This is a genomic window from Streptomyces sp. NPDC127038 (assembly GCF_042725875.1).
Taxonomy (GTDB): Bacteria; Actinomycetota; Actinomycetes; order Streptomycetales; family Streptomycetaceae; genus Streptomyces.
Window position 1 is genome coordinate 96593 of the sequence record NZ_JBHXDQ010000005.1, and the last position, 13086, is coordinate 109678.

Sequence of the window (13086 nt, forward strand, 5' to 3'; positions counted from 1 at the left end):
GCGTGAGCGACAGGAGGAGGAGAGGGATGGCTGACGAGACGATCGCCGTCGTGGGCGCGGGAATCGTGGGTCTGGCCACGGCACGGGAGATCGCGCTGCGCCGGCCCGGGACGCGTGTCGTGGTCCTGGACAAGGAGCGCGAGGTCGCCGTCCACCAGACCGGCCACAACTCGGGCGTGGTGCACGCCGGGATCTACTACAGGCCCGGCAGCCTGAAGGCCCGTCTGTGCACCCGGGGCGCGGCGATGATCCGGGAGTACTGCGAGGACAGGCGGCTGCCCCTCGCCGCGTGCGGGAAGCTCGTCGTGGCCGTCACGGACGACGAACTGCCGCGCCTGGAAGCCCTGTACGCCACGTCGCTGGAGAACGGGGTGCCGGGGCTGCGCCGGGTCGAGGCGGGCGGGATCCACGAGATCGAGCCGTACGCGACCGGCCTCGCGGCGCTCCACTCGCCGCGGACCGCTGTCACCGACTACACCGCGATCGCCCGGTCGTTCGCCCGGGACGTCGTGGACTCCGGCGGCGAGGTGCGGCTGGGGTTCCCGGTCACCCGCGTCACCCGCCGCACCGGCGGCGGCGTCGAGGTCGCCTCCGGCGACGAGACCCTGCGGGCCGACCGCCTGGTGCTCTGCGCGGGACTGCACAGCGACACCGTCGCCCGGCTCGCCGCCCCCGGCCGGGGGCGCCGCGGCGACGGGGACGAGCCGCGGATCGTGCCCTTCCGCGGCGAGTACATGAGGGTCGTCCCGAGCAGGGCGCCGCTGGTCCGCGGCCTCATCTACCCCGTGCCCGACCCCCGTTACCCCTTCCTGGGCGTGCACTTCACCCGCCGCGTGGACGGTTCGGTGGAGGTCGGGCCCAACGCCGTCCTCGCCCTCGCCCGCGAGGGCTACCGCCGCTCCGACGTCGACGTCCGCGAACTCGCCCGCCTCGCCCGCTTCCCCGGCACCTGGCGTCTGGCGCGGGAACACTGGCGCACCGGAGTCAAGGAGATGCGCGGATCCCTGTCGGTGGACGTCTACATGAAGGCCGCCAGGGCGTACGTCCCGGCCCTCGGCCCCGCCGACGTCGTACGCGGCGGAGCCGGCGTCCGCGCCCAGGCGCTCGGCCGGGACGGCTCGCTGCTGGACGACTTCGTGATCCATCGGACGGACGGCGTCACCGCGGTGCGCAACGCGCCCTCGCCCGCCGCGACCTCCTCGATGGCCATCGCCGAACACCTCGCCGACCTCGTCCTCGGCGACACCCGCGCAACCTGAACATGCGCCGTGCGCGGGGGACTTCCGCGCAAGAACTGCTTGCGCTCCCAGCGCTCGGCAAAGCACTCCCGCCGACCTAGCGTTCCCTCCGCACCACACCGGCACCCCCTTCCCCTCCGCACAGAACGGCAGGTCACATGTTCGTCGTCGACACCCAGATCCACATCTGGAAGGAAGAGACCCCGGACCGCCCCTGGGTCCCGGGCGCCCGGGAGCGCATCCGGCTCAACGGCCACCGGGAGGAGCCCTTCTCCTACGAGGAGGCGCTGGAGCTGATGGACGAGGCCGGCGTCAACCGGGCGCTGATCCTGCCCCCGTCCTGGGAGGGCAACCGGATCGACTACGCCCTGGAGGCCTGCGAGGCCCACCCCGACCGCTTCGGCATCATGGCCCGCGTCCCCCAGGACGACGCCGTCGAAGGCACCGCGCTGCTCAAGGACTTCGCCCGCAACCCGTACATCAAGGGCACCCGGCTCACGTTCCACCGCCCGCAGGACCGCAACTGGATGATCGACGGAACCAACGACTGGTACTGGCCGATCGCGGAGGAACTCGGCGTCCCCACCATGGTCCACGCGCCGATCTGGAAGCGCGAGCTCGGCGAGATCGCCGCCAAGCACCCAGGACTGAAGATCATCATCGATCACATGGGCATCATGGCCCGCTGCGTGGACGACGCGATCGGCTACTGGGTCCAGGAGACCGCCGACCTGGCCGTCCACCCCAACATCTACGTCAAGGTCTCGGCGCTCCCCGGCTACTCCACGCAGCCCTTCCCGAACAGGAACATCGAGAAGTACGTCCGCGAGATGGTCGACAAACTTGGGCCCCAGCGGTGTTTCTACGGCACCGACATCACCCGTCTCCTCGGTCACGGCGTCACCTACACCGACACCATCGAACAGTTCACCCAGCACTGGGACTTCACCCCCGAGGAACTGGAGTGGATCCTCGGCCGGGGCATCTGCGAGGTCCTCGACTGGCCGATCGAAGGCTGAGGGCGCGCGGAGATGACGGACACCGAGAACACACCGTACGCCGGCGGCCGGGACGGCGGCGAAGCGCTCGTGGCGGCCTTCGACGCCGTCGGCGCCGACCACGTCTTCTGCTCGTCGGGTTCCGAATGGGCCCCGGTCTGGGAGGCACTGGCCCGGCGGCACCGCGACGGCGTGCCGGCCCCGGGGTATCTGGACCTCACCCACGAGACGGTCGCCGTCGGCATGGCCACCGGCTACGGCCTCCTCGTCCGCCGCCCGCAGGCCGTGCTCCTGCACGCGGCCCCCGGCCTGCTCCAGGGCTCCATGGCGGTCCACGGCGCCCTGCTCGCCGGCGTCCCCATGGTCGTCGCCTCCTCGGAGTCGACCACCTACGGCGACGGACCCGGACAGGACCCCGGCGGCCAGTGGTACCGCAACCTGTCCGTCGTGGGCGGACCGCAGGGCATCGCACGGCCGTTCACCAAGTGGTCCAACGAGGCCGCCGCGGTGCACACCCTGCCCGCCATGGTCACCCGGGCCGCGGAACTGGCCTGGCGGGCACCGGCCGGTCCGGCCTACCTGAACATCCCGCTGGAGATCCTGCTGGAGGAGTGGGACGGCCGCGAGCCCAAGCCCGTCGTCCCGCCCGGATCGACCCACGCTTCCCCCGAAGAGGCGGACCTCGTCGCCGAGTTGATCCGTAACGCGAGCACGCCCGTGATCGTCACCGAGACGGCGGGCCGGGAAGCGGGCGGCTTCGAGGCCCTGGTCGCTTTCGCCGAGGCCTGGGACATTCCGGTCGTCGAACCCGACTCGGCCGTGTGCGCCAACTTCCCCCGCACGCACCCGCTCCACGCCGGCTCTGACCTCGCCCCCTGGATGGACGAGGCCGACCTCGTCCTCCTCGTCAACTGCCGGGCCCCCTTCTACCCGCCCTCGCGCCGCCCGTCCAAGGCGCGGATCGTGGTCGTCGACCAGGTTCCGCACCGCCCGCACATCGCCTACCAGGTCCTCTTCGCCGACCACTACCTGGAAGGAGGCGTCACCGACACCCTGCGCACGCTGACCGAGCGGGCGCACACCCGGCCGCCCGGTCCCGGTGCCACCGCCACCGCCACCGCGCGCCGGGCGGAGCACGAGCGGCGGCATGCGGACGAGGAGGCCGCCGTCGCCGCGGCCGAGGCCAAGGCGGCGCGGTCCGAGGGCGTCGACCCGGTGCACGTCGCGGCCACCCTGCGCAGGCTGCTCGACGGCCGGGACGCGGTCGTCGTCGACGAGACCATCACGCACAGCCGTGTCGTCAGACGCCATGTGCGCACCACCGGCCCCGACTCCTACTTCTACGTCCAGGGCGGACTCGGCCAGGGCATCGCCGTCGCGCTCGGCGTCAAACTGGCGGCGCCCGAGCGGCCCGTGGTGCTGACGATCGGCGACGGCGCCTTCGCGTACAACCCGGTCGTCCCCTCGTACGACGCCTCGAACGCCTACGGTCTGCCGCTGCTGATCGTGGTCTTCAACAACCGTGTCTACAAATCGATGAACCTCAACCACCGCAGGTTCTACCCCGGCGGAGCGGCGGCCGAGACCGGCGAGTGGCTGGGTACGGACCTGCGCCGGCTGCCCCGGCTCGCCGCGTTCGCCGAGCCGTTCGGCATGCACACCGAGACCGTCGACGCGACGGACGCTCTCGCCCCCGCCCTGGAGCGCGCGCTCAAGGCCGTGGCCGAGGGCACCACCGCCGTCGTCGACGTCCTCGTCACCCGCTGACCCAGGAGGCACCCGCCACCATGACCGTCACGCCGACACCCCCGCAGGGCAAGGTGCTCGTCCCCGCCGGCGCACTGCGCGACCTCGCCGCCGCGCTCCTGGAGAAGGCCGGCCTGTGTCCCGGGCACGCCCGGACCACCGCCGACGTGTTCGTCTGGGCCGCGCTGCGCGGCATCGACTCCCACGGCACCGCGCGCGTCCCCGCGTACCTCGAACTGCTCGCGAAAGGGGTGGCCAACGCCCGTCCCGAGATCACCGTCACCTCGGGGGCCCCGGCGGTCGCCGTCCTCGACGCCGACCGGGCGCCCGGACCGGTGGCCCTCACCGCGGCGGCCGAGGAAGCCGTCGCCCGGGCCAGGGAGACCGGCGTCGCTGCCGTCGGAGTGCGCCGCACCGTGCACACCGGGGCCATCGGCTACTACGTCTCGAAGATCGCCGAACAGGGCCTGATCGGACTCGCGTTCGTCGCCGGCATGCCCAACATGGGCTACACCGGGGCCAAGGGCGCGGCCGTGGCGACCAGCCCGCTCGCCGTCGCCGTACCGGCGCGCAGCCATGCCCCGCTGCTCCTCGACATGGCCACCGCCACGATCGCCCTGGGCCGGATCAGGCAGGCCAGGGCCGGTGGCACCCCGCTGCCCGAAGGCGCCGCCGCCACCGCGGACGGGACCCCCACCACCGACCCGGAGCGTGCCGTCATGCCGCTGCCGCTGGGGGGCGCCAAGGGATCGGGCATGTCGCTCGCATTCGAGCTCCTGACCAGCGTGCTCGTCGGCGCTCCCATCTTCGCGGCCTTCCACTCCGACGACCCGGGGGGCCGTGAACACCGCCAGAACGCCCTGATCGTCGCCATCGACCCGGCGGCCTTCGGAGACGCCGGGGCCTTCACCGACGCCGTCGACGCCACGCTGGCCACCCTCAAGTCGCTGGCCCCCGCGGACGGTTCGCAGGGGGTGTTCTACCCGGGCGAGCGCAGTGCCTCGGTCGCGGCGCTGCGCGCGGGGGAGGGGGTGCCGGTGGCGGCCGGGGTGTGGCGCGAACTGGCCGGGAGCGCGGCCCGGTTCGGCGTGGAGGTGCCCGAGGTGGTCTAGGAGGGCTCCCGGACGGGGGCGTGGACGGCGGGGCGGCCCGGTGTCCGTGGCAGGCGCGACACGTCTGGCGCGGTACCGGGCCGCCCCGCCGTGCGCGTACTGCACGGCGAACGCCCGTGAGGGCGGGGCCTATTGGAAGTCGCAGCCGGGGTTCGGGGCGTCCTCGGAGAAGGGTGAGCCGTGGGGCAGTACGTAGAGGACGTCGAGGACCAGCGGCCTTTTGCCGAGGTTGCGTCCGATGTGGACGTTGCCGGGTCCCGGCGGCTCGGTGAGGGAGTCGCCCTTGCGGTAGAGGCCGTCCCGCGCGCACGTCGCGTCGTAGTGGCTGAGGGTGCCCTCCTTCACGTACCCGTAGAGCGGGCCGTCGTGGTAGTGCCAGCCGGTCGCCTGGCCGGGCGGGACGGTGATCTCCCGCAGGGTGTAGTCCGTTCCGTCGACGGTGGTCTGCGCGAGGACCCTGCCGCTGACGCCAGGGCCCGGCGGGGTCGCGTGGGCAGGGGCGGCGACGAGGGTCAGACACAGGGCGGCGAACACCGCCGGACCGGTGCGGAGCGAGGCGCGCATGCGGTGAGTCCCTTCGGCCGATGCTGAGTCGGGCTGTGACGGACGAGGTTCATGGTCGGGCCGTCCCCGGCGCGCCACAAGCGGTGTGCGGCGGTTGGCGGCAGGGCCCGTCCGGCGCTTCACGTCGTGCCCGGTCACCGGACCCGCGGGTTCCGCCCACGCCATGGTCGGCAACATGACGAACAAAATTGTTGACAATCTTGTTGGTCTAGATTTACGTTCGACAGGCACTCACTCAGGGAGGGCGCAATGCAGAAGGAAGCCCGTCCAGGCACCGGCGAGCAGGCCAAGCAGCACGCGTTGGCGGAGCTGCGGACGGCGATTCTGCGCGGAGAGATGGCACCGGCCCAGCGGCTGGTGGAGAACGAACTCGCCGAGCAGTTCGGCGTCACCCGGGCCAGCGCGCGGGCGGCGCTGATCGAGCTGGAATCGGAGGGACTGGTCGAACGGATCCGCAACCGCGGATCACGCGTCCGGGTGGTGACCGTGGAGGAAGCGGTCGCCATCACCGAGTGCCGCATGGCGCTCGAAGGACTCTGCGCCGCCAAGGCGGCCGTCCTGGCTACCGATGACCAGCTCGCCGAGCTGGCCGGCCTGGGCGACGCCATGGTCAAGGCGGTCGCCGACGGCGAACCGGTCACCTACTCCGAGCTCAACCACGAAGTGCACGCCCGGATCAGGGAGTTCTCCGGCCAGCGGACGGCCGTGGAGCTCCTCGAACGGCTCAACGCCCAACTGGTGCGCCACCGCTTCCAGTTGGCCCTGCGCCCGGGCCGCGCCCAGCAGTCCCTGAGTGAACACCTGGCCATGATCGAGGCGATCGGGGCCAGGGACCCGCAGGCGGCCGAAGCGGCCGTCCGCGCCCACCTCGGCAGCGTGATCGAAGCGCTGCGCGACTGACGTACCGCGCGGCGACGCACGGTACGGCGGACGGCCGGGGCGGGCGCCCACCTGTCCACCAAGGAGATTGCCGCGATGACGCACGGCCACACGCCCGCCGCCCCCGAACCCCCGGTCCCGCCGGGGGAGCGCCCGCCCCGGTCGACGCTGGTCGTCACCGCGCACGCCGGAGACTTCGTGTGGCGGGCCGGGGGAGCCATCGCCCTGGCCGCCTCCCGGGGCGAGAAGGTCACCATCGCGTGCCTGACCTTCGGCGAGCGCGGCGAGTCCGCCAAGGCCTGGCGCGAGGGCAAGCGGCTCGACGAGATCAAGGCGATACGCCGTGAGGAGGCCGAGAAGGCCGCCGCCACGCTCGGCGCCGCCGTCCGCTTCTTCGACGCCGGCGACTACCCGCTGACCCCCACCGCCGAACTCACCGACCGGCTGGTGACGGTGTACCGGGAGACCCAGCCGGACGTCGTGCTCACCCACCCGGCGGAGGACCCGTACAACGGCGACCACCCCGCCGCCAGCCGGATGGCGCTGGAGGCCCGGGTCCTCGCCCAGGCCATCGGTTATCCCGGCGAGGGCGAGATCATCGGCGCCCCGCCCGTCTTCTACTTCGAGCCCCACCAGCCCGAGATGAGCGGCTTCAGGCCCGAGGTCCTGCTCGACATCACCGACGTGTGGGCGACCAAGCGCAAGGCGATGGAATGCCTCGGCGCCCAGCAGCACCTGTGGGACTACTACACCGACCTCGCCGTCCGCCGCGGTGTCCAGCTCAAGCGCAACGCCGGCCCCAACCTGGGCCTGCCGCACAGGACCATGGCCGAGGCGTTCATGCGTCCCTACCCGCAGATCGCGAAGGAGCTGGCATGAGCGGCGTGATCGTCACCGGCCCGCCGAGGGCGGACGCCAAGGACGTCGAGGCGATCGCCGGGTACGGCACCGCCACCGTGCACGAGGCGATGGGCCGCACCGGGCTGCTCGGCACCGGGCTGCGCCCGATCCAGCAGGGCGTCCGGGTCGCGGGCACCGCGGTCACCGTGCTGTCCTGGCCCGGAGACAACCTCATGATCCACGCGGCCGTCGAGCAGTGCGGCGAGGGCGACCTGCTGGTCGTCACCACCACCTCGCCGTCCACCGACGGCATGTTCGGCGAACTGTTCGCCACCGCCCTCCACCGGCGCGGTGTGCGCGGACTGGTCATCGACGCGGGCATCCGGGACACCGCCGAACTGCGCGGGATGGGCTTCCCCGCCTGGTCCGCCGCCGTCAGCCCGCAGGGCACCGTGAAGGCGACCGGCGGTTCCGTGAACGTGCCCGTGGCGATCGGCGGCCAGATCGTCCGCCCCGGGGACGTGATCCTCGCCGACGACGACGGCGTGGTCCGCGTGCCGCGCGAGAAGGCCCGCGAGACCGCCGAGGCATCCGCGGCCCGCGAGCGCAAGGAGGCGCTCGCCCGGGCCGCCTTCCTCGACGGCGAACTCGGCCTGGACCGCTACGGGTTGCGCGAGACGCTGGCACGCCTGGGGGTGACGTACACGTCGTACGAGGACTACGTACGGGACGGGGCCACGCCGTGACCGGGACCGGTGTCCGGGCGGGAGCTGGGCCGTGAGCCCGGCCGCCGTCGCGGCGGGAGCCACGACGTGAGGGGCCCCGAGGGGGTGCGCTGCATGCTCCTGCGCGGCGGCACCTCCAAGGGCGCCTACTTCCTGGCCGGCGACCTGCCAGCCGACGCCCGCGAACGGGACGGGCTGCTGCTGCGGGTGATGGGCAGCCCCGACCCGCGCCAGATCGACGGCCTGGGCGGCGCGCATCCACTGACCAGCAAGGTGGCCGTCGTCTCGGTCTCCGCCGACCCGGCCGCCGACGTCGACTACCTCTTCCTCCAAGTCGCGGTCGACCGGGCCGAGATGTCGGACCGTCAGAACTGCGGGAACCTCCTCGCCGGGGTCGGCCCCTTCGCCGTCGAACGCGGACTCGTCGAGCCGGGGGAGGGGACCACGTCGGTCCGTATCCGCATGGTCAACTCGGGTGACCTCGCGCTCGCGACCTTCCCCACCGAGGGCGGCCGGGTCGTCTACGAAGGGGACGCCGCGATCTCCGGGGTACCCGGGACCGCGGCGCCCGTGGTGATCGAATTCCCGCGGGGGAGCGCCCCGTTGCTGCCCACCGGCCGTGCCAGGGACCTGGTCGCGGGTACGCCCGTCACCTGCGTCGACAACGGCATGCCGACCGTGCTGATCGAGGCGGCCGCGCTGGACGTCACCGGGTACGAGACCCCCGGGGACCTGGAGGCGGACGCGGCCCTGGCCGGCCGTCTCCGCGCGATCCGTCTGGAGGCGGGGAAGCTGATGGGCCTCGGGGACGTCGAGGGCGCGACCGTGCCCAAGCTGACCCTGCTCGCCCCGCCCCGCGACGGCGGGGCCGTCACGACCCGCACCTTCATCCCGGTGCGCTGCCACACCTCCATCGGCGTCCTCGGCGCCGCGAGCGTGGCCGCCGGGCTGCGCGTGGAGGGGGGAGTCGGGCACGCCGTGGCGCGCCTGCCCGGACGCGGCGACCGGCTGCGTATCGAACACCCCACCGGATTCCTGGACATCGAGGCGGGCGTCGACCACGGCCCCGGGCACGGCCCGCCCGTGGCCCGGCGCACCGCCGTCGTCCGCACCGCACGCAAGATCTTCGACGGCACGGTCTTCCCCCGGCCGGCCGGAGCCGCACACCAACCCTGAGGAGGCCCCATGGCCCCGCCGCTCGGCGACATCGCCCACCTCGGGCACGTCGAACTGCTCACCCCCGACCCCGACGCCAGCGTCCGGTTCTTCACGGAGTACCTCGGCCTGACCGAGAACGGCCGCTCCGGAGACTCCGTCCACCTGCGGACCTGGGACGACTACGAGCACCACAGTCTGACCCTCACCGCCCACACCACCTCGGGCATCCGGCGCACCGCCCTGCGCGCCTCCAGCGAGGAGGCCCTCCACCGCCGGGTCAAGGAGATCGAGGGCGCCGGCCGCGAGGGCCGCTGGGTGCACGACGAGCCCGGGATCGGTCCGCTCTACGTCACCACCGATCCCGACGGCCACGAACTCGCCCTGTACTGGGAGAGCGAGTGGTACCGGGCGCCGGACCACCTCAAACCCGGGCTGAAGAACCAGCCGCAGGCCAAACCCGGGCACGGGGTCGGCGTACGGCGCCTGGACCACGTCAACTACCTCGCCTCCGACGTCGCCGCGAACGGTGACTTCGTCCGCGACGCGCTCGGGGCCCGCCCGACCGAGCAGATCCGGCTGGACAGCGGGCGGATCGCGGCCCAGTGGCTGACCTTCAGCAACAAGTCGTACGACGTCGTGTACACCGAGGACTGGACGGGTTCGAGCGGACGCCTGCACCACATCGCGTTCGCCACGGACACCCGTGAGGACATCCTGCGCGCGGCCGATCTCGCCCTGGACACCGGCGTGTTCATCGAGACGGGACCGCACAAGCACGCCATCCAGCAGACGTTCTTCCTGTACGTGTACGAACCCGGCGGCAACCGTGTCGAGTTGTGCAACCCGCTCACCCGCCTCGTCCTGGCGCCCGACTGGCCGCTGATCACCTGGACCGAGGAGGAGCGGAAGAAGGGCCAGGCCTGGGGGCTGAAGACCATCGAGTCGTTCCACACCCACGGGACCCCGCCCATCGGCTGACCGTCCCCGTGTCAGCCGTCCCGGTGTCGGCCGTTCCCTGTCGACCGACCCTGTGACGACCGTCCTCGTGTCAGCCGTCCCCGTGTCGGCCGTCCCGTGTCGACCGGCTTTGTGACGACCGTCCCCGTGACGACCGTTCCCGGGAGACCGCCACCGCGGCGCCCTCCCGGGCGAACGGCTGAGCACTCATATCCGGCCTGCGCACCCGTGCGGGCGGCACCGGCAGGCTGCCGCCAGCACGTGCTTTCACCTGCCTCTCAGCCGCCTGTGCGACGGTCGCGGAGGGTGGCCCGATCGTTTCCTGGATTGTTGACAAAAGCGTTGACACTCTGGGAGTTCACTTCTTAGCGTCTGTTGCACCTTCGGGCCGGCCGTACGAGCCGCGCCCGGCCCGCACCCCCGAACCGCTTCCAGGGCCCCCACCTCTGGACGAGAGGAAACAACGATGTCCTCCTCCCTCGCCCTGCCCGCTCGCGGCGGCGGCAGACTGGCCGCGCTGGTCGTCGGCCTCTGCTGGCTGGTCGTCCTCTTCGACGGCCTCGACATGTTCATCTACGGTTCCGTGCTGCCGCACATGCTGGAGACGAAGGCGCTGGGCATCGATCCCGGCAAGGCCGGCGACGTCGGCTCGTACGCCACCTTCGGCATGCTGATCGGCGCCCTGTGCTCCGGCACCGTCAGCGACTGGGTCGGCCGCAAGAAGACGATCATCACCTCGACCGCCGTGTTCTCGCTGGCCTCCGCCGTCTGCGCCTCCGCGGGGAGCCTGGGCGTCTTCAGCCTCGGGCGCTTCCTCGCCGGCCTCGGCCTCGGCGGTCTGCTGCCGAGCGCGATCACCATGGTCACCGAGTACGCCCCCCGGGGTCACCGAGCCCTGATCGTCGGCTCCCTGATGACCGCTCACCAGGCGGGCGGGATCGTCGCCGGATTCGTCGCGCTCGGGACGGGCGACTGGCGCGTCTCCTTCTGGATCTGCGTGATACCGCTGTTCATCGGGGTCCCGCTGGCGGCCGCGTTCCTCCCCGAGTCGATGGCCTTCCTCCAGGCCAAGGGCCGCACCGGGGAAGCCCGCGCGCTCGCCGACCGCTACGGCGTCGACCTCGCCGCCCGCGCCGCCGGGCGCCAGGCCGTGGCCGACCGCTTCGGCGCCCTCAACGCCCTGTTCCGCGGCGGACGTTGGGCCCAGACCCTGCTCTTCTGGATCGCCAGCTTCGGCGGCCTCCTGCTCGTCTACGGCGTCTCGCAGTGGCTGCCCTCCCTGATGAAGGCCAACGGCTACGACCTCGGCTCCTCGATCGGCTTCGTCATCGTCATCAACCTCGGCGGCATCGTCGGCATGCTGATCGGCGGCCGGCTCACCGACCGGTTCGGCGGCTCGCTGATCTCGGCGATCTGGTTCGGCGCCACCGCCGTCGGCGTCTACTCCCTCAGCGTCAAGATGCCGCTGCCCCTCACGTACACCGTCGTGTTCCTGACCGGCCTGTTCCTCTTCAGCGCCCAGGCGATGATCTACGCGACGGTGGCGCACCGCTCCGAGGACGACAGCCGCGCCACCGCGGTCGGCTGGACCTCGGGGATGGGACGCTTCGGCGCGGTGTTCGGCCCCTGGCTCGGCGGGCAGCTCCTCGCCACCGGCTCGACGACCGCGGGCTTCACCGCCTTCGCCCTCGCGGGCGTCTTCTCCCTGGTCTTCGTCGGCCTGACCGGCCTGCCCCGTGTCCGGACGGCACCCCCGAGCCCCGCACCCCAGCCCGAACTGACCGCCACCGGCTGACCGGGACGGCACGCGACGGCGTCCGGGCGGGCCCGACCAGGGGACCGCCCGGACGCCCTCGTGTTCGCCAGGGGCGCGGGAGCGGGCGGTCCGTGAGGTCTCCCGCCGGCGCCGGGGGCCGCTTATTCCCGTTGCCCCGTTCGTCCCGGGGTGCTGGAGTGACCCCATGGATCACGATGCGGTGCTGGCGCTGTTCGACCGGGACATGCGGGAGGGCGCGCGCCCCGACGCGCCCGGTGCCCGGATCGAGCGCGTCGGCAAGGTGGTGCGCCAGGTCGGCGCCGACAAGGGCTGGAACGCGGTGCTCTGGTCCGGCCTGGACGCGGCGGGCGCCGACGCGGCGATCGCCGAACAGGTGCGCTTCTTCTCCGGGCTCGGCGGCGGCTTCGAGTGGAAGCTGTACGGCCACGACCGGCCGGTGGACCTGGGACAGCGGCTGCGGGCCGCGGGCTTCACCGCCGAGCCCGAGGAGACGGTGATGGTCGCGGAACTGAGCGGCCTGGCCCTCGACGGGCAGCCGCCGGAGGGCGTGCGGTTCGTCCCCGTCACCGACCGCGCGGGCGTCGCGATGGTCGCAGACGTCCACGAGCAGGCCTTCGGCCGCGACAGCACCCTGCTGCGCCACCAACTGCTCGCCCAGCTCAGCGGCGACCCGGACACGGTCGTGGCCGTCGTGGCGCTCGCGGGGGACGTCCCGGTCAGCGCGGCCCGCATGGAACTCCTGCCGGGGGCGCGGTTCGCCGGGCTGTGGGGCGGAGGGACGATCGAGGCCTGGCGCGGCCGGGGCATCTACCGTGCGCTCGTCGCCCACCGCGCCCGGGTCGCCGCCGAACGCGGCTACCGCTACGTGCAGGTCGACGCCTCCGCCCAGAGCCGCCCCATCCTCGCCCGCCTGGGCTTCCAGCCGCTCACCACGACGACGCCCTACCTCTACGAGGGGTGACGCCGGCCCGGTCGGCGGTCGCGGCCGGGGGTCATGTCATGTCCGCGGGCCCCCAGTCCGTCGTACCGGTACGACCACGAGGCGGAGCCTTCCGGCGGGCGCGAGCGGATTCATCGACCCGCACATCCCCT

The 13086-nt window shown here is 72.7% G+C and carries 12 protein-coding genes; 11 read left to right on the top strand and 1 reads right to left on the bottom strand.

The genetic code is table 11. The annotated features are described in order from the left end of the window. The first annotated feature begins 26 nt into the window (after positions 1–26). From lhgO to ACFWI4_RS05670, 4 genes are all read left to right on the top strand, one after another. Positions 27–1259 (top strand): L-2-hydroxyglutarate oxidase, encoded by a 1233-nt coding sequence (gene lhgO / locus ACFWI4_RS05655; RefSeq protein WP_387191326.1) that lies wholly within the window; start codon positions 27–29, stop codon positions 1257–1259. Positions 1260–1396: 137 nt separating this feature from the next. Beyond that, a complete protein-coding gene (locus ACFWI4_RS05660; protein ID WP_387191328.1) occupies positions 1397–2257 on the top strand; it encodes an amidohydrolase family protein in 861 nt (286 codons plus the stop codon). A gap of 12 nt (positions 2258–2269) precedes the next feature. Then, entirely contained in the window at positions 2270–4003 is a 1734-nt protein-coding gene (locus ACFWI4_RS05665; RefSeq protein WP_387191330.1) for a thiamine pyrophosphate-dependent enzyme, read from the top strand. Between the two features lie 20 nt (positions 4004–4023). Next, positions 4024–5094, top strand: coding sequence for an Ldh family oxidoreductase (locus ACFWI4_RS05670; RefSeq protein ID WP_387191332.1), 1071 nt, complete (start codon positions 4024–4026; stop codon positions 5092–5094). 129 nt (positions 5095–5223) lie between these two features. On the opposite strand, the gene ACFWI4_RS05675 is transcribed toward ACFWI4_RS05670, so the two are convergent. Next, positions 5224–5658 (bottom strand): cupin domain-containing protein, encoded by a 435-nt coding sequence (locus ACFWI4_RS05675; protein ID WP_387191334.1) that lies wholly within the window; start codon positions 5656–5658, stop codon positions 5224–5226. 249 nt (positions 5659–5907) lie between these two features. On the opposite strand from ACFWI4_RS05675, the gene ACFWI4_RS05680 reads away from it, so the two are divergent. From ACFWI4_RS05680 to ACFWI4_RS05710, 7 genes are all read left to right on the top strand, one after another. Next, entirely contained in the window at positions 5908–6558 is a 651-nt protein-coding gene (locus ACFWI4_RS05680; RefSeq protein WP_385396542.1) for a GntR family transcriptional regulator, read from the top strand. A 75-nt stretch (positions 6559–6633) separates the two neighbouring features. Next, positions 6634–7416, top strand: a complete 783-nt coding sequence (locus ACFWI4_RS05685) for a PIG-L deacetylase family protein (protein ID WP_387191336.1) — start codon at positions 6634–6636, stop codon at positions 7414–7416. Continuing rightward, on the top strand, positions 7413–8123 hold the full coding sequence (locus tag ACFWI4_RS05690) for a 4-carboxy-4-hydroxy-2-oxoadipate aldolase/oxaloacetate decarboxylase (RefSeq protein WP_385396546.1): 711 nt from the start codon (positions 7413–7415) through the stop codon (positions 8121–8123). Before ACFWI4_RS05685 ends, ACFWI4_RS05690 begins: the two co-directional genes overlap by 4 nt. A 66-nt stretch (positions 8124–8189) precedes the next feature. Beyond that, a complete protein-coding gene (locus ACFWI4_RS05695) occupies positions 8190–9278 on the top strand; it encodes a 4-oxalomesaconate tautomerase (RefSeq protein ID WP_387191339.1) in 1089 nt (362 codons plus the stop codon). Positions 9279–9287: 9 nt separating this feature from the next. Continuing rightward, the gene (locus ACFWI4_RS05700; RefSeq protein WP_387191341.1) at positions 9288–10238 is read left to right on the top strand and encodes a catechol 2,3-dioxygenase; all 951 of its coding nucleotides are present in this window, start codon (positions 9288–9290) and stop codon (positions 10236–10238) included. A gap of 445 nt (positions 10239–10683) precedes the next feature. After that, positions 10684–12012, top strand: a complete 1329-nt coding sequence (locus ACFWI4_RS05705) for an MFS transporter (RefSeq protein ID WP_387191343.1) — start codon at positions 10684–10686, stop codon at positions 12010–12012. A gap of 166 nt (positions 12013–12178) precedes the next feature. Continuing rightward, positions 12179–12955, top strand: a complete 777-nt coding sequence (locus ACFWI4_RS05710) for a GNAT family N-acetyltransferase (protein WP_387191345.1) — start codon at positions 12179–12181, stop codon at positions 12953–12955. Positions 12956–13086: the final 131 nt, after the last annotated feature.